Raw genomic sequence first — 17,432 nt, forward strand, 5'->3', positions numbered from 1 at the left:
GCGCGGGTGTCAGCGTTGCAGCACCCGTTGTTGCGGAAGAGAGGCCTGCAGCAAATCCAACAGCTCCGGTGGCAAGGACGGCAAGCCGGCGCGAAGATTTGCGGTGTGCCGTTGCGGTTTCGGGCGCGGCGACCCAGGTTTGGTCTGTTTCGCTCCAGACAGAGCGATAGGTCTTATTCATTCAGGCAACCATATTAGAGTTGATTTTCGTCAGCGCATGCGCCACCGACCTCCGTGTGAGTGCACGGCTGTCGAAAAAGGAAGCCCCGTTTTGGCGATGCGTTGCGCAACTCTATGGGTGGAATGCCAGTGTCAGGAATACGAATATTCTTAATTCGAGTTCTAAGGATGACATAATTTCTGAAATGGAATTTTTTTACATAAATATGAAGCTGGAATTTCTACCCCTTGACGGCAACGATAAAAGCGAAATTCTTATTTTTCGGCTTATTTTTCTGTTTAATTGAGAAATATGTGAAGTTTTGCAAATTAATATGGAAATGTGTCAATAATGGATTGGATTTAATTCCGGCTGTTAAGATAGCCGCGCCACCAAAACGGGGTGGCTTTCATCTGAAAATTGGAGAACCAAAAAATGGAAAAAATCGATCGTGGCCAACTGGCCAACGCCAAGCTCGCAGGCGGCTGCTGCAAGTGCAAGAACCAGCCGCAGCCGGACCCGACGCCGGTTCCGCGTTGATCGTCTGATCTGACCGAAAGGGGGGCATGTACCCCCTTTCGGCTTTTGAGCCTTTGGTTCATTCAGACATCGTTGGACCATGCAATGTCCGTCGGCACACTTTCACGATACTTCAAACATTTTCGCGCACGACTTGTCCGTGGGCGGCTGGTGCTGCGTCGGCAGTTGCTCGCACGCTTGCCATTTGGCGCGATCGAGCGGGCGGCGCTTGCCAGCTGGATGGTCAAGTCGGCGTTCGACGGGGGCATCCGGGCAAACGGTGTGTCGCGTTACGAGACCGGCCGCATTGATATAGGCCTTGGGCGCACTCATGCGCTGCGTACGATGAGTGCGGATGTGCGCGAGGCGTGGCTCGATGAACGCATTTATGCCGGGCGCGCACTGCGCCGGGACGCCTGGCCCGATCTGCGCGCGGCCGCTCAGCAATTGGCGATGCGAATCAACCAGATCAGGACTAAAGAGCCTGGTCGCGTCGTGGTGCTCTCGCCGTTTCACTATGTGTCGCAGTACGCGAACATCTGGGTGGTGGACGAAGTGCGCCGGGTCCTGGGAATGGAATCGATGGCAGTCGTTTCCGGCGTGCGGCGTGACATGTACGGCAACGACGCGGCGATGATTCCGTCCATCCGTGTGCTTTACACCTACGACGAGAATGGCCGCGAAAGCCGCAATGGTTTGGGCTTGCGGGTCATACGCGCATTGCGTCGCGATGGCGTGGCCGTGGTGTTTTCCGACGTTCCGCCTTATACATTGGCCAAATTTCCCATGGAGACGGTCGGGGTGACGATCGGCGGCCGGCCTGCGCGCGTGCATAACGGCGTGTTCCGGATTGGCGCGCCCGTGGATGCACTCCTGCTTCCCTTTTATCTGAGTTTCGAGAAGGGACGATTTGGCGTTAGGATGTTCGATCCTATTGCGCTTGCCGATGCCAATGCGCCGCAACATCTCGCCAACGATATTGAGATTGCGCGTCGCGAAAATTATCCGCATTGGCTCTACGCTGGGCATCCGTCGGTGTATCACTTTGCCGCAGCCCGTTAGAAATCCTTAAGAAGTAAAAGCACGAGTAGACCAAACGGCGCATGGCGCCGAAAAAAACACGTCGGCCGGCACGACTGGCCGCAGGGGAACAACAACAACGTGGAACCGATTTATCTTCCCGAGTTCCGGGATATCCGCTGGCGCTGGATTGCCTACGCGGCATCGACGATCGTGGTGTTGGGCGTGGCGTTTGCCTTCACGCGCGAGGTAGAGCTAAAACAGGACGTGCGCTGCGAAATCGTGTCGCCGGCTGAAATCAAGATACAGGGTGCGAGCGGGTTGATCTCGTCGATCTATGTTCAGCCGCCTGAGCAGGTTAGCGCGGGCCAGCCGCTTTTTCGTGTCGAGCGCGACCTGTCGCTCGCGACCGACGGCACGCGCCGAACGGCCTTCGACGCTCAGGTGCGCGACGAGGAGCGCCGTGCCGCCGACGCGCGCTATACGCAGCGTCATATCGAACTCACGACGCAGCTCTCCACGGCACGCAGCAACGAGGCCAGCCGCCGCGCGGAACTTGCTGAACTGGGCGTGCAGGGCGCGCAGAACAGCCTGCTCGTGAGCGAGGCGCAAAAGAAGCTGGCGCGTCTTGAATCCGTTTCCGATTATGTCGCCGCCGATCGTGTCGAGCAGGCGCGCGCGGACTTGCACCAGAGCCGCATCGCGAACGCCGAGGCGGCGTCGCGGCGTCAGCAGGCCCAGGCAGCGATCGCCGATCTGCAAAACACACAGACGGCGCTCGCCGCGCAACTCAAGGAACTCGAATCGAGCCATGCGCGCGAACTCCAGGAGGCGGATGTGCGCTTCGAGCAAAACCGGCGCGACGCGACGATCTCGGCGCCGAAAGCGGGTATGGTCACATTCTCGCGCCTCGTGCAGGGAAGCACGCTGCAGCCCGACGACGTGGCGATGGTGATCGTCACCGATCCGAAGCAGCCCTTGAGCGCCGAATTGCGCATTCCGTCACGCCGGCGCGGCTTCGTGCACGAGGGACAGACGGTACGCCTGAAGTTCGATGCATTTCCCTACGCACGCTTCGGTTCATACGAGGCACGCATCAATTCGATTTCGCACACGACGGTAGCGGCTGCGTCGCCGCCCACCGGAGCGGACGCAGCTACCGCGGCTGCGGGCGGCAAGCCGCCGGAGCAGGGCGACGAGTATGTTGCGTGGGTCACGCTGCCCGGCAACACGTTCCACTATGGTTCGCAGCGTTTCGACATTCTGCCGGGCATGCAGGCGACCGCGAGTGTCGTCGTCGAGCGGCGCACCATCGCGGAATGGGTGCTCGAGCCGTTGTTCAAGATCGTACGAGGCTGAAATGCAGGTGATTTACCAGAACGAAGTCGCCGAGTGCGGCTACGCGTGCCTTGCCATGGTGCTTTCGCATTTCGGCCGTGCCACGGAAGTCCGCGAGCTTTCTGCGTATCGGCCGATCTCGGCGAACGGTCTTTCGTTGATGGACTTGTACGACACGGCAACCGATTTTGGCCTCGAAGTTCAGGCGTTCCGCTTCGACGCCTCGCAGGTGGGCGAGATCAAGCGCGGCTCGATCATCCACTTCGGCGGCGCGCATTTCGTGGTGTTCGAGCGCGCCTCGCGCCATTACGTCACGTTGCTCGACCCGGCGGTCGGACGCCGGCGCATCGCCATGGACACCTTCCTCTCGTGCGTATCCGGCTATCTGATCGAATGCGCGCCCACACCGGCGCTCACGCAGATCAAACGGCGCTCGCGGGTGCCCGCCGCGCTCGCGCGCGTGCGTGCGCTCAATCCGCAGTTGCGCGGCCAGTTCGGGAAGATTCTCTTCGTCGCGCTCGGGGCGCAGTTCGCGATTCTCGCGCAACCTTATTTCGGCTCGTTCGTGCTCGATCATGTCGTGTCCGCGGACAATCTCGAACTACTCAACGTGCTCGCACTCACGTTCGGGTCGATCTTTCTCGTGGGCGCGCTTAGCCAGTACGTGCAGGGCGTGCTGGTCGAGTTGCTCTATGCGCGCATGAGCGTGAATGCCACGGAGGGGCTGTTTGCGCATCTGTTGCGCGTGCCCATCGCGTATTTCGAGAAGCGCAACGTCGGGGATATCTTCACGCGCTTCAAATCCCAGGATGAGATCAACGGTTTCGCGTCGCGCAAGGCCGTGTCTTTTTACATCGACATCACGGTCGGGTTGCTGGCGATGCTCCTGATGTTCGTTCAGAACGTCAAACTATCGCTCCTCGTCCTGGTGATTTTTGCTGTCTACGTCATCGTTTCCGGAGCGATCTTCGCATCGATGCGCGATGCCCACGCGCGCGTGCTCCAGGAGGGCGCACGTTGCGACGACGCGCTCTTCGAGACCGTACGCGGTGCATCGCTCATCAAGCTGTCGCAAGGCGAGACGCGGCGCGTGGCGCGTTACATGGAGATCTTTCGCACCTATGCGTCGGCGCTATTCCGCAGCAGCCGGCTCGCCGCTACGCGCGATGCCGTGCTCAAGCTGCTCATGCATGTGGAAACCCTGGTCGTCACCTGGTTCGCCGCGAAGCTGATGCTTGGCGGCGTGCTCTCGGTTGGCGCGTTCTACTCGTTCATGATCTATAAGGCGCTGTTTTCGGAGCGGATCGCATCCACCATCAACACGGGTTTTGCGTACTACATGCTGAGCGTGCCGGTCGCGCGCGTCGACGACATCGTTGCCTGCGAGCCGGAGCGCTATACGGCGCTCGCCGACGTGCACAAGACTGTCGAGGTGCGCGAGTTCGAGCGCATTGGCGTGCGTAACGTGACCTTTGCCTATGGCGTCTCCGACCAGCCCGTGCTCGCCGGGGCCAGCATCGATATCGCGCGCGGCGACAAGATCGTCATTACCGGACCGTCGGGCGCGGGCAAGTCCACGCTGTTCAAATTGCTGGCCGCTTCCGAAGTGCCGCAGCAAGGAGAGATCACGCTCAACGGCGTCGCCTGGCCCAATCTGAGCGTGGACGAAATCCGCCGCCACGCCGTTCACATGCGCCAGGGCGACATCATTCTGCACGGTTCGATCGCGGACAATATTTCGCTCTTCGAAGGCAATCCCGACGAAGCGCGCATTCTCAAGCTGCTGGAGGAGGTCGGGCTGCTCGATGACGTGATGCGCTTGCCGATGCGCACGCGCACGATCATCAGCGATTCGCTCGCGAATATTTCCGCCGGCCAGCGGCAGCGGCTGCTGCTTGCACGCGCGCTTTATCAGCGGCGCGAGTTGCTGCTGCTCGACGAGCCGACCTCGAATCTCGACCCCGTAGCGGTGCGGCGCATATCGGCGCTGCTGCAGCGGCTCGACCGCACGGTCGTGGTGATCACGCACGACGTTGCCATGGCCGAAGGTTTCGAGCGGCACTATCGTCTCGTCGACGGTGCGTTCGTGCGCGTCGAGCGCGAGCACGCCGGCGCGGCGATGGAGGGCATGGCATGAGCGGCGCGCGTCCCGGCCGCGGCGTGCGCGCGCTCGCGCTCGCGTGTTTCCTGCTCGTGAGCGGCGCGCATGCCGCCGACCTGCTTTCCGTGGTCGACGACGCGCTCGATCACGACCCGGCGCTGGCCGCTTCGCGCGCTGCGACGCGCGCTGCCGCGCAGGCCGTGCCCAAGGCGCGCGCGGGGCTCCTGCCTCGGGTCACGGGCGGTTGGGGGCGGGCCTATAACGGCATCGTGACCGAGGATTTTCCGACTCAGCATTACTGGCAGAGCGGCTGGACGATCGGGTTGACGCAACCGGTCTTCAACTGGGCGAGCTGGACTGCGTACCGCCAGGCCGACTACGAGGTCGTGCGCGCGCGCCTGCAGGCGGCCAATGCGACCCAGGACACCGTCCTTGCCGCAGCGCGCGCGTATTTCGATGCGCTTGCGGCCGGCGACGAGGTGGCACGAGCGACGGACTATCTGCGCGCGCTCGACGCACATCTCGCGCTGGTCAGACGCGCGAAGTCAGCAGGCGAGGCGACGCTCATCGATGTGCAGGACGGCGAAGCGAGCCGCGCACAGGCGCAACTCCAGTTGCTCGACGCGCAGAGCCAGGCGCGTCTCGCGCGCGCATCGCTCGAACGGCTTTCCGGAAAATCCGCGGAGACGCTCGCGCCGCTGCCGCCCGGCGGCGCGCCCATGCTCCAGCCTGCCGATGTCGAACCGTGGGTCACGCAGGCGCAAACGCACGGCTACGCGGTGCAGATCGGCGAGGTGGCCCTGCAAATCGCGAAGTTCGACACCGAGAAGGCGCGGGCGGGACGTTATCCGACGGTCGACTTGCAGGTGAGTCACACGCCAGCCGGCGCGGCGGGAGGCTATGCGAGACCCACGACGACCACGACCGGCATGCTCGCCGTCACGATTCCGCTTTTTGCGGGCGGCGAGATCTCGGCGAAAGTCGACGAGGCGAAGGCGCTGGAAGACAAGGCGCGCGACGAGCTCGACGTGGCGGTGCGCGACTCGGGAGCGGGCGCGCGCGACGCGTGGCTGCGCGTGACGTCGGGGCAGGCGCGCGTGAGCGCGCTCGAACAGGTCGTGCGGCGTTCGCAAACGGCGCTCGACGCGACGCGCATCGGCTTCGGTGTGGGAAGCCGCACGAGTCTGGACGTGCTGCGTGCGACCGATACGTTCTACGCGAGCCGCCGCGACTTGATCCGCGCGCGCTATGAATCCGTGCTCGCGTTGTTAAAGCTGCTCTCGCAGACAGCCACGCTTGACCTGGACGAAGTGGGCCGCATCAATGCACAGCTTTTCGCGAACGGCGGGGCGCCTGAGCGCGGGAAGCCGCTTGCCACGGCAAGCCAGGTCAGTGCGAAGCAGGCAAGCGCGCCTATTGCCGAGCCGGTCGTGCGCAACGTCGTCGATAGCGAGGCTTCTATTGCGCGGTCTGCGGAGCCCGCTGGGATGCCTGTCACGCCAAAACGCGCAGAGGCAACGCCTGTACAAAGCGCACCGTCGCAGGCTGCGCCGCGGGCGCAACGCGTGCTTTCTGCGGCGGACATGGCGCCCGCCGCGCAGGCCTTGAATAGCTATGCGCCGGCCGTTCGCTGATCTGATCGATCAACGAAAAAAAGCCCGAAGCGTTGCGCTTCGGGCTTTTTCATCTTGCTTAACTGCCTGATTCGCGGCGAGGGCGATTACTGCTTTGCGCCACCCTGGAACCACGCTGCAATCTTCTGGCGCTCATCATCGGTCATGTGCGTGACGTTGCCAAGCGGCATGGCCTTGAGCGTGACAGCCTGCTGGTACAGACGCTGAGCGTTCTGCGAGATTTCGTCGGGCGTATCGAGCATCACGCCGGCGGGCGCTGCGCCCATCATCGTCGGGTGAGCCGAGTGGCAGCCCGCGCAACGCTGTTGCAGGATCGGCTGGATGTCCGAAACCTTGATCGACGGAGCGTTCGCGGCTTCGGCTTGCGGCACGACCGGCTTCGGCATCGTCCAGACCAGTGCGACGAGCATCAGCACCACGCCGCCGATCGGCAGATACCACAGCTGCTGACCACGGTGACGCATCACGAAGAACTGGCGAATCAGCGCGCCGGCCAGCATGATCACGACGAGCACGGCCCAGTTGTAGGCGTGTGCGTACGTCATTGCGTAGTGGTTCGACAGCATCGCGAACACGACGGGCAGCGTGAAGTAGGTGTTGTGCACCGAGCGCTGCTTGCCGCGCTTGCCGTAGATCGGGTTCGGCGTTTCGCCCTTGAGCATCGCGGCGACCATCTTGCGCTGGCCCGGGATGATCACGAAGAACACGTTCGCCGACATGATCGTTGCCAGCATGCCGCCCATGATCAGGTACGCTGCGCGGCCCGAGAAGATGTGGCAGGCGAGGTAGGCTGCGACCACGACATAGATGCCGACGCAAACGCCGAGCAGCTTGTCGTTCGTGCCGAGCGTGCGGCACAGCGTGTCGTAGACGATCCAGCCGGCGGCGAGAAAGCCGAGTGCCGAGAAGACCGCGACGACCGGGCCCATGTCGAGCACGTTCTTGTCGATCAGGTACGTGTTCGGCGCCATCAGGTAGAGCACCGTGAACAGCGACGCACCCGAGAGCCACGTCGTGTACGAAGGCCACTTCGACCAGTGCAGGTCATCGGGCATTTCGGGCGGCGCGACGGTGTACTTCTGCATGTTGTAGAAGCCGCCGCCGTGCACGTGCCACAGCTCGCCGAACACGCCGCGACGCTTCTGGTTCGGGTCCGTAGGCGGTTTGAGGCTGTTGTCGAGTGCGACGAAGTAGAACGACTCGCCAATCCAGGCGATGGCCGCGATGACGTGGAACCAGCGCAACGCGAGGTTCAGCCAGTCGGTAATAAAGCCTTCCATGAAACTCCTCCAATCCTGATTCGTTGCGCGCGGACGGCTATGCGTCTCGCGCTGACTGCGGGGACGGCGCGCAGGAACCGGGTAATCCGGTCTCGCACCAAACGCCGAGAGAAAGTGCGGCGCGTCAAAAGCGGGGTGTCGCTTGCGCGGACCGCCTTCAGTCTGTTATGCGTTTTTGGGTTTGGCGGGACCGCTCAGCTACCGCGATAGGTGCTGTAGGACCACGGCGAAACGAGCAGCGGCACATGGTAGTGCGCGCCCGTGTCGGCGATGCCAAAGCGCAGCGCGACGCGGTCGACGAAGCGCGGTTCCGGCACTTTGGCGCCCAGCGCGGCGAAGTAATCGCCAGCGTGGAAGATCAGTTCGTATTCGCCCGTGGCGAGCGCTGCGCCTTCGAGCAGCGGTTCGTCGCAGCGGCCGTCGTGGTTGGTCGTGACGGTCTTCAGCGCACGACGGGTTTCGCCCTCGAGCGCATAGAGTTCGACCTTGATGCCCGCGCCGGGACGGCCGTTCGCGGTGTCGAGCACGTGGGTAGTCAGCTTGCCCATTCGCAGTTTTCCTTGTCTTTTCCTGGTGTCATTGCGAGGTTTCGGCGGCAGTCCGATCCGTCGAACCCGAGGGTTCTTGGCGGATCGAGGCTCCACGTCAGCTGTGGCTACATACCCGTCGGCGGATCGATTTGAGCGCCGTGCACGCATTTTAAGAACAATGCGGCAAAAGCGCGCGACCGATAGGAAAGATAATCCAGGCCGCATGTACCTGACGCCGAGCCTTGCCCCGTGGGGCTTACGCGGCGATGCCGAGTTGGGGTTTTCACCCATGGATGAATCTTAAATGAGCCAGAAATCGACCTTTATACGTATTCCGTGAATGTGGTTATCCCGTCCGGGTGAATTGTCAGCATTATTTTGGCCGCGCAAGGTAACGTTTATGCGCGGCCCACACGTTGAGCCGCGCGTCCCGAAGACGGCGCCAGGGCGCTGGGTAACCGGGCCAGCGGCGTCTGCAGTCGGGACGCGTCGGCACCGGGCTCCCGGATTGACTGGCGCGTGCGGCGAGGGCGTCTGCTTCAAATTCACGGTCATCTCAAACGCGGCGGGCTGCGCGCTCATTAGCGCGAGGCATGCACTGCGGCAAGACAACGGAGCGAACAGACACAATGGAACCCACGAACCGCACAGCGCAAGGCGCAAACCAGGGGCGCGGCAAGACCCTGCTGGTGAAGAACGCCGACATGCTGGTGACGATGGATGGCGCGCGGCGCGAGATTCGCGGCGGCGGCCTCTACGTCGAAGATAACCGCATCGTCGCGGTCGGCACGGCCGACGAGCTGCCCGAAAGCGCCGACGAAGTGATCGATATGCGCGGCCACCTGGTGCTGCCGGGTCTCGTCAACACGCACCATCACATGTACCAGAGCCTCACGCGCGCCGTACCCGCCGCGCAGGACGCCGAGCTGTTCGGCTGGCTCACAAGTCTCTACAAGGTCTGGGCGAACCTCACGCCCGAAATGATCGAGGTCTCCACGCTCACGGCCATGGCCGAGCTGCTGCTCTCGGGCTGCACGACCTCGAGCGATCATCTTTACATTTACCCGAACGGCAGCCGGCTCGACGACAGCATTCGCTCCGCGCAGCAGATCGGCATGCGCTTTCACGCGGCGCGCGGCAGCATGAGCGTCGGGCAAAAGGACGGCGGCTTACCGCCCGATTCCGTGGTCGAAAACGAGGACGCGATTCTCGCCGATACCCAGCGCCTCATCGAGACGTATCACGACGAGGGCCGCTACGCGATGCTGCGCATGGTGGTGGCGCCGTGCTCGCCGTTCTCGGTGAGCCGCGATCTGATGCGCGAATCGGCGACGCTGGCGCGCCACTACGGCGTTTCCATGCACACGCACCTCGCTGAGAACGTCAACGACATCGCCTATAGCCGCGAAAAATTCGGCATGACGCCGGCCGAGTACGCCGAGGATCTGGGCTGGGTGGGCCACGACGTCTGGCATGCGCACTGCGTGCAGCTCGACGAGCACGGCATCGGCCTGTTCGGGCGCACCGGCACGGGCGTCGCCCATTGCCCGTGCTCGAACATGCGGCTTGCCTCGGGCATCGCGCCCATCAAAAAGATGCGTCTTGCGGGCGTGCCGGTCGGGCTCGGCGTGGACGGTTCCGCTTCCAACGACGGCGCGCAGATGGTGGCGGAGGCGCGCCAGGCCATGCTGCTCGCGCGCGTGGGCTTCGGCCCCGATGCGATGACCGCGCGCGAAGCGCTCGAAATCGCCACGCTGGGCGGCGCGCGCGTGTTGGGCCGCGACGACATCGGCGCGCTCGCACCGGGCATGGCCGCCGACTTCATCGCGTTCGATCTGCGCCAGCCGCACTTTGCAGGCGCGTTGCACGATCCGGTCGCGGCGCTCGTGTTCTGCGCACCGTCGCAAGTTGCGCTATCGGTGATCAACGGACGGGTTGTGGTGAAGGAGGGCGTGCTGCAGACCGTCGAACTCGGGCCCGTAATCGAGCGGCATAACCGGCTTGCGATGCAGCTCGCGCAGTCGGCGCGCTAAGTGGAATAAGAGCGGGGACAGGATGGAGCGGGCGGCGCGTGTGCGTGCCGCCCGGCCCCGAATGATAAAAGCAGGGAAGGAACGTAGAAAGTGCAACGGCGCAACTTCAGGCGCCTAGCTTGCCGCAGCAGCGTTGCCTGCCGTTCAGGGCTTGTCGATCAGCGTCTTCGTCGCTTCGGCCACGAGGCTGCGTAACCAGCGTACCTCGTCCGAGTAATGACAGCGTTCATGCCACAACTGGTAGTACTGCATCGGCGGGAAGTCGAGCGGCGCCGGCACGACCGTGAGCGGCAGGAAGCGCGCGTAGTGGTCGGCGAACAGGCGCGTGGTCGTGAACACGAGATCCGACTTGATGAGCACGTAGGGCGCGAGGTTGAAGTACGGCAGCGTGACGACCACGTGGCGCTTGAGGCGCTCGCGCGCGAGATGCACGTCGATGGCGCCACGCTGGCCCACGGAATAGGGCGTGGGCGCAAGGTGCGGCGCGTTGAGGTACTGGTCGAGCGTGAGCCCGCCGCGCTTGGCGTACGGGTGCGTGCTGTTCAGCAGGCAGACGATCTGGTCGACGAACAGATTCGAAAGGTGCAGTTGCTCGGGCGGCTCGGGCCAGTTGCCGATCACGATGTCGAGCTTGCCTTCCTCGAGCGCGAGTTCGTAGTCGAACGCGGGTCCGAGCGAATGGAACTCGAGCGTGGCGTTGGGCGCGGCCTGGCGAAAACGTTCGACCACGGTTGGCACGAACAGCACGTTCAGGTAGTCCGGGCAGCCGATGCGGTAGCAGCGGATGGAAGTGGCTGGATCGAAATTGTGCTGCTGGAAACGGATGCGCTCGATCTCGCGCAGCGCGTTCTGGACGGGCTCGAGCAGGCGCAGACCGTATTCGGTGGGCACCATGCCGGACTTGCCGCGCACGAGGAGCGGGTCGCCGGTGATGTCGCGCAGACGCCGCAGCGCGGCGCTGATCGCGGGTTGCGATTGATTCAGTTTGACGGCGGCGCGTGTGACGCTGCGCTCCATCAAAAGGGTGTGCAAGACGCGCAAGAGGTACGTGTCGATCGCCTCGCGTTGCTGGCTCATGAACTCTCCGGATTATATGTTTTGGCTGATCGAGGGGCTTTGTCAGTATATGATTTTTAATATGAACTGAAAGCTCCGTCAAGGGCGGCTTTCTACCAGGCATATTTGTCGAACCTGCGCCGCGTGGGGAAACGCGGGTTTTTGGCGGCTCGACTCTGGCACTGTGAACAAGTATCGTCATTTCGCGCGGCGGCGCTTTACGGGGGCTCGCCGCGGCATCGAACGGCACACAGCACCACGTCGAAACACACATAGCCATAACGTACTACGACGGAACCTCCATGGACGACTCATCTTCACGTCTGGCCGGCAGTCCACACGCGGCGCGCGCTGTTGCGCGTGCGCCGCGGCTCGCGCTCTCGGGCATCACGAAGCAGTATCCCGCCGTGCGCGCGAACGACGATGTCACGCTCTCGGTCGAGCCCGGCGAGATTCACGCGTTGCTCGGCGAGAACGGCGCAGGCAAGAGCACGCTCATGAAAATTGTCTACGGCGCGGTGCGGCCGGACGCCGGCGAAATCCGCTGGGAGGGCGAGGCGGTCGAGATCCCCAGTCCGGCCGCTGCGCGCAAGCTCGGCATTGGCATGGTGTTCCAGCATTTTTCCCTGTTCGAAACGCTCACGGTGGGCGAGAACATTGCGCTTTCGCTCGACGAGGCGTTCGACCTCAAGGCTTTGGCCAGGCGTATTCGCGAGGTGTCGGCGCAGTATGGGCTCGACGTCGATCCCCAGCGTCACGTGCATAGCCTCACGGTCGGCGAGCGCCAGCGCGTCGAGATCGTGCGCTGCCTGTTGCAGAACCCGCGCCTGCTGATCATGGACGAACCGACCTCGGTGCTCACGCCGCAGGCCGTGCGCAAGCTGTTCGGCACACTGCGCCGGCTGGCCTCGGAAGGCTGCAGCATTCTCTACATCAGCCACAAGCTCGACGAAATCCAGGAGCTTTGCGACACGGCCACGGTGCTGCGAGGAGGCAAGGTGACCGGCAACGTGACCCCGCGCGAGGAAACGCACGCATCCCTCGCGCGGCTGATGGTGGGCCATGAGTTGCCCGCCTACACACGCCGCGCGCACTCGCCGGGAGACGTGCGGCTCGACGTGAAGCATCTGTCGATGCCAAGCGAGGATCCGTTCGGCACCTCGCTCGACGATGTCACGTTCGCCGTGCACGCGGGCGAGATCCTGGGGATCGCCGGCGTGTCTGGCAACGGCCAGGCGGAACTGCTCGCGGCGCTCTCGGGCGAGGCGCGCGATGCGCTCCAGTCCCGGGCGGCCCGCCACAGCGTGGCCACCGATGCCGTGACGATCTGCGGCAAGCCGGCAGCGCGTCTTTCCGCTGGCGCGCGGCGCAAGCTTGGCTTCGCCTTCGTGCCCGAGGAGCGGCTTGGCCGCGGCGCCGTGCCCGCGATGTCGCTTGCCGAAAACGCGCTGCTCACGGGGCACCGGCAGGGCATGGTGCGCTCGGGTTGGTTGCGCACGGGCGCGATGCGCTCATTCGCCGAGCGCTGCATCGGCGCTTTCGACGTGCGCTGCGGCGGCCCTGATGCGCTCGCCCAAAGCCTCTCGGGCGGCAATTTGCAGAAGTTCATCGTCGGGCGCGAGATCCTGCAGGCGCCGCAGGTGCTGGTGGTTGCGCAACCCACGTGGGGCGTGGACGTGGGGGCGTCGGCGTTCATCCGGCAGCAACTGCTCGATCTTTCGGCGCGCGGTGTGGCGATCCTCGTGATTTCGGAGGAGCTCGACGAACTCTTCGACATCTGCGATCGCATTGCGGTGCTTGCGGGCGGCCGGCTTTCTCCTGCGCGCCTCACGGGCGAGACCAACGCGGAGGAGATTGGCCGCTGGATGGCGGGCCTCTTCGGGGAGCGTGGCGACGGCGCGGGGCGCCCGAACGGCGGCCCGCCGCCAGCGGAGCCTGTGATGCATCCCTGAGCGAAGCGCACTGCAGCGCACCACTTGCGTCCCAAGCTTTTCCGCAGAGCGACCACCATCACGATCACCGGACCGATTGACGACATCGCCATCATGATCCTTCCGTACCGCCTCGAAGCCCGCACTACGCCTTCCCGCACGGTTCGCATCGCCGTGCCGCTCGTCGCCGCGCTCCTTACCCTCGCCATCGGCTTTCTGATCTTCAGTCTCGTCGGGCGCGATCCCGTGCAGGCGATGCGCGCGTTTTTCATCGATCCGCTCTCCAGTGTCAACGGCTGGTCCGAACTGCTGCTCAAGGCGTCGCCGTTATGCCTGATCGCGCTCGGCCTCGCGGCGGGCTATCGCGCCAATGTCTGGAATATCGGCGCGGAAGGGCAGATGGTGCTGGGCGGCATCGCGGCGAGCGGCGTGGCCATCTACTTCGATCAATCGACCGGTGGGTGGATCCTGTTCCTCATGATGCTCGCAGGCGTGCTGGGCGGCATGGCCTGGGCGGCAATTCCGGCCTGGCTCAAGAGCCGCTTCAACACGAGCGAAATCCTCACGAGCCTGATGCTCACCTACGTCGCCACGCAATTGCTGATCTGGCTCGTGAGCGGTCCGTGGCGCGACCCCAACGGCATGAACTTCCCGCTTTCGGAGATGTTCAGCGGCGACGCGCTCTATCCGACCTTCGGCGGCGACTGGCGCATTCACTGGCTGCGCGGCACGCGCCTGAACGCGTCGATCTTCCTCACGCTCGCGGCCGTTCCGCTGGTCTGGCTGTTCATGCGCCGCAGCTTCGCGGGCTACCGCATGAGCGTGGGCGGCCTCGCGCCGCTCGCCGCGCGCTACGCTGGCTTCTCGGAGAAGAAGACGATCTGGACCTCGCTGCTGCTCTCGGGCGGCCTCGCTGGACTTGCGGGCATGAGCGAGATCGCCGGCCCGATCGGCCAGTTGCAGGCAACTTGGTCGCCAGGCTACGGCTTCACGGCGATCATCGTCGCGTTCGTGGGGCGCTTGCATCCGGTCGGGATCGTGCTCGCGAGCCTGCTGATGGCGCTGCTCTATCTGGGCGGCGAAGCCGTGCAGACCTCGCTGCAACTGCCCCAGGCGCTTTCGGGTGTGTTTCAGGGCCTGCTGCTGTTCTGCCTGCTCGGCGCGGATCTCTTTGTGAACTACCGCGTGCGCCGCCGCCATCCCATAGCCACAGCTCGCTGATCCGCGAATCGACCGACTCACGAAAAAGCCCAGAAAAAAGGCCTCAAGACATGGATATCCAGCAAGCCAGTTCGCTCGCATCGAGCGCCGTCACCGCGGCAATCCCGCTGATGTTCGCGGGCGTGGGCGAACTCGTCACGGAAAAATCGGGTGTGCTCAATCTCGGCGTGGAAGGGATGATGCTGATGGGCGCGGTGACCGGCTACGCGCTCACCACTGTCACAGGCGATCCCTGGCTCGGGCTGCTGGCCGGCATGGTCGCGGGCATTGCCATGGCGCTGCTGTTCGGCTTTCTCACGCTCACGATGCAGGCCAACCAGGTCGCCACTGGCCTGTCGCTCACGATCTTCGGCGTCGGGCTTTCGGCGTATGTGGGCAAGCCGTACACCTCGGCGGCCACGTCGGCGACGATTGCCGCCTGGCCGATTCCGGGCCTCTCGCATTTGCCCGTTGCCGGACCGGCGCTCTTCAGCCTCACGCCGGTCGATTACCTCGCATTCCTGATGTTCGCCGTGGTCGGCTGGTTTCTCTATCGCACGCGCGCGGGGCTCGTGTTGCGCTCCGTGGGCGAGTCGCCGCAGGTCGCGCACTCGGTAGGCTTTCCGGTGATCGGCGTGCGCTATGGCGCGACGGCGTTTGGCGGCGCGATGGCGGGGCTCGCGGGCAGCTACTACTCGGTCGTGCAACTGCACCTGTGGCAGGAGCAGATCACTGCGGGGCGCGGCTGGATCGCGCTTGCGCTGGTCGTGTTCGCGACGTGGCGCCCGGGACGCCTCCTGATCGGCGCTCTGCTGTTCGGCGCTGTCACGGGCGCGCAATTCTATGCGCAGGCCGTAGGCGTGCCGGTGCCCACGCAGTTTCTCGCCATGCTTCCCTACGTGGCAACGATCGTGGTGCTGGTCCTCATTTCCCGTAATCCGAACACGATTCGCCTGAACGCGCCTGCCTCGCTCGGCAAGGCGTTTTATGGGGCCGCCTAGATGGCGGCCGCGCAGGTGATCATCTTGAAGCTTCGAACGCACGCAGTAACCCTATTCACGACAGGAGATCCACGATGAGAAAAACCATCCTGACCGCATTCGCCGTTGCCGCAACCTGTGGCACGGCGGCGCTCGCGCCGCAGGCCCAGGCGGCCGATGCGCCGGGCGTCGCGTTCGTCTATCTCGGCAATCCGGGCGATGCCGGCTGGACCTACGCGCACGATCAGGGTTCGAAGATGGTCGAGCAGAAGTTCGGCAACAAGATCAAGATCACGCGCATCGAGAACGTGCCCGAATCCGCAGATTCGGAGCGCGTGTTCCGCGATCTCGCGAACAAGGGCAACAAGATCATCTTCGGTTCGAGCTTCGGTTATCAGGACTTCGAACTGAAAGTCGCCAAGGACTTCCCCGATACCGTGTTCCTGCACGCGACCGGCTACAAGAAGGCCGCGAACTTCGGCACCTATGACGTGCGCATGTACCAGGGCGCATATCTCGCGGGCGTGGCGGCCGGTTACGCGACCAAGACCAATACGCTGGGCTTCGTAGCCTCGGTGCCGATTCCCGAAGTCGTGCGCAACATCAACGCGTATACGCTGGGCGCGCGCTCGGTGAATCCTAAGGTCCATACGAAGGTCATCTGGATCAACAGCTGGTTCGATCCGGGCAAGGAGAAACAGGCAGCCGAGACGCTGATCGGCCAGGGCGCCGACATGCTGCTGCAAAACACCGACTCGAGCGCGACGCTCGCGACCGCCGAGGAGAAGCACGTTCATGCCTTCGGCTGGGATTCGAACATGAAGAAGTTCGGTCCGCACGCCCATCTGGGTTCGGTGGAAGCGAACTGGGGCGTCTACTACACGGCAGTGATCCAGCAGGTGCTGGACGGCAAGTGGAAGAACGATCCGGTCTGGTGGGGCATTCCCCAGAAGGCCGTCGATCTCGGCGACGTGAACACGTCCGAGCTGTCCGCCGAAGCGCAAAAAGCCGTCGCCACGAAGCGCGAACAGATCGCGAGTGGCAAGTGGGACGTATTCACGGGCCCGATCAAGGACCAGACCGGTGCCGTCAAGATTCCGGCCGGCAAGACGCTGACCGATCCGGAACTGCAGCGCCTGAACTGGTACGTCGAGGGCGTGGACGGCGCCTTGCCGAAATAAGCAGAAGTAAGGCGAAGCAGGGCCTGGCGACGCCACGCGGCTGCGCGCGAACCTCACTCGTCAATGCGCAGCCCGACCTTGATGGTCACCTGCCAGCGCGTGATCTGGTCGTTCTCGATCAGTCCGCGCGTTTCGGTGACTTCGAACCAGTGCAGATGGCGCAGTGTCTTCGAGGCGCGCGCGATGGCGCCGCGCACGGCGTCGTCGCTCGAAACGGTGGAGGAGCCGGTGAGTTCGATCTGCTTGTAGACGTGGTCGTTCATGACAATCTCTCCTTATTTGCAGGCGCGGCGCGGCCCATTGGGCACACGTGTCAATCGAGTATAGGCAACCGCCGGCATCGACGGCCGGTATCATGGCGCCTTGCGATTGCGCCGCATCGGCCGTGCCGGCCAGGGCCGGAAGGCCAGGCAAAGACCACACGCGGCGCGGAAAGTGAAATGCGCCGGACTCGAACGTAGCGAGGCGC

13 protein-coding genes and 1 pseudogene are annotated in these 17,432 nt (G+C 63.8%); 9 read left to right on the forward strand and 5 right to left on the reverse strand.

Annotated elements, in window-relative coordinates:
* Window positions 1-46: 46 nt before the first annotated feature.
* Window positions 47-181, reverse strand: a pseudogene (locus tag NH14_RS34195) (ESPR domain-containing protein); the annotation flags it as partial.
* A 603-nt stretch (window positions 182-784) separates the two neighbouring features.
* Here NH14_RS34195 and NH14_RS31610 point away from each other — a divergent pair.
* The 4 genes from NH14_RS31610 to NH14_RS31625 all read left to right on the forward strand — a co-directional run bounded on the left by NH14_RS31610 (window position 785) and on the right by NH14_RS31625 (window position 6,772).
* Window positions 785-1,741 carry a hypothetical protein gene (locus tag NH14_RS31610; protein ID WP_052148435.1) on the forward strand — a complete coding sequence of 319 codons (957 nt, stop codon included), beginning with the start codon at window positions 785-787 and terminating at the stop codon, window positions 1,739-1,741.
* A gap of 99 nt (window positions 1,742-1,840) precedes the next feature.
* Window positions 1,841-3,058: an HlyD family secretion protein gene (locus NH14_RS31615; RefSeq protein ID WP_035532539.1), complete on the forward strand. Its 1,218-nt coding sequence runs from the start codon at window positions 1,841-1,843 to the stop codon at window positions 3,056-3,058.
* Window position 3,059: 1 nt separating this feature from the next.
* On the forward strand, window positions 3,060-5,174 hold the full coding sequence (locus NH14_RS31620) for a peptidase domain-containing ABC transporter (protein ID WP_035532541.1): 2,115 nt from the start codon (window positions 3,060-3,062) through the stop codon (window positions 5,172-5,174).
* Window positions 5,171-6,772 carry a TolC family outer membrane protein gene (locus NH14_RS31625; protein ID WP_084225871.1) on the forward strand — a complete coding sequence of 534 codons (1,602 nt, stop codon included), beginning with the start codon at window positions 5,171-5,173 and terminating at the stop codon, window positions 6,770-6,772. Before NH14_RS31620 ends, NH14_RS31625 begins: the two co-directional genes overlap by 4 nt.
* Before the next feature lie 86 nt (window positions 6,773-6,858).
* Here NH14_RS31625 and NH14_RS31630 read toward each other — a convergent pair whose 3' ends face one another.
* Both NH14_RS31630 and uraH read right to left on the reverse strand, forming a co-directional pair.
* Entirely contained in the window at window positions 6,859-8,052 is a 1,194-nt protein-coding gene (locus tag NH14_RS31630) for a urate hydroxylase PuuD (protein ID WP_035532543.1), read from the reverse strand.
* Between the two features lie 194 nt (window positions 8,053-8,246).
* On the reverse strand, window positions 8,247-8,600 hold the full coding sequence (gene uraH / locus NH14_RS31635) for a hydroxyisourate hydrolase (RefSeq protein WP_035532546.1): 354 nt from the start codon (window positions 8,598-8,600) through the stop codon (window positions 8,247-8,249).
* Window positions 8,601-9,211: 611 nt separating this feature from the next.
* Here uraH and NH14_RS31640 point away from each other — a divergent pair.
* A complete protein-coding gene (locus tag NH14_RS31640; protein ID WP_035532549.1) occupies window positions 9,212-10,615 on the forward strand; it encodes an 8-oxoguanine deaminase in 1,404 nt (467 codons plus the stop codon).
* A 144-nt stretch (window positions 10,616-10,759) separates the two neighbouring features.
* Here the strand turns inward: NH14_RS31640 and NH14_RS31645 are convergent, their stop codons facing one another.
* Complete coding sequence (locus NH14_RS31645; protein WP_035532552.1) at window positions 10,760-11,692, reverse strand: LysR substrate-binding domain-containing protein; 933 nt, start codon at window positions 11,690-11,692, stop codon at window positions 10,760-10,762.
* A 281-nt stretch (window positions 11,693-11,973) separates the two neighbouring features.
* Between NH14_RS31645 and NH14_RS31650 the strand changes: the two genes are divergently transcribed.
* The 4 genes from NH14_RS31650 (at window position 11,974) to NH14_RS31665 (ending at window position 16,963) form a co-directional block, all read left to right on the forward strand.
* Complete coding sequence (locus NH14_RS31650; RefSeq protein WP_035532555.1) at window positions 11,974-13,623, forward strand: ABC transporter ATP-binding protein; 1,650 nt, start codon at window positions 11,974-11,976, stop codon at window positions 13,621-13,623.
* A 93-nt stretch (window positions 13,624-13,716) separates the two neighbouring features.
* Window positions 13,717-14,823: an ABC transporter permease gene (locus NH14_RS31655; RefSeq protein WP_035532681.1), complete on the forward strand. Its 1,107-nt coding sequence runs from the start codon at window positions 13,717-13,719 to the stop codon at window positions 14,821-14,823.
* Window positions 14,824-14,873: 50 nt separating this feature from the next.
* Window positions 14,874-15,803 carry an ABC transporter permease gene (locus NH14_RS31660; RefSeq protein ID WP_035532557.1) on the forward strand — a complete coding sequence of 310 codons (930 nt, stop codon included), beginning with the start codon at window positions 14,874-14,876 and terminating at the stop codon, window positions 15,801-15,803.
* Between the two features lie 74 nt (window positions 15,804-15,877).
* A complete protein-coding gene (locus NH14_RS31665) occupies window positions 15,878-16,963 on the forward strand; it encodes a BMP family ABC transporter substrate-binding protein (RefSeq protein ID WP_035532559.1) in 1,086 nt (361 codons plus the stop codon).
* 53 nt (window positions 16,964-17,016) lie between these two features.
* Here NH14_RS31665 and NH14_RS31670 read toward each other — a convergent pair whose 3' ends face one another.
* Entirely contained in the window at window positions 17,017-17,226 is a 210-nt protein-coding gene (locus tag NH14_RS31670) for a dodecin (RefSeq protein WP_035532563.1), read from the reverse strand.
* Window positions 17,227-17,432: the final 206 nt, after the last annotated feature.

Origin of the sequence: Paraburkholderia sacchari, assembly GCF_000785435.2 — a bacterium.
GTDB lineage: Bacteria > Pseudomonadota > Gammaproteobacteria > Burkholderiales > Burkholderiaceae > Paraburkholderia > Paraburkholderia sacchari.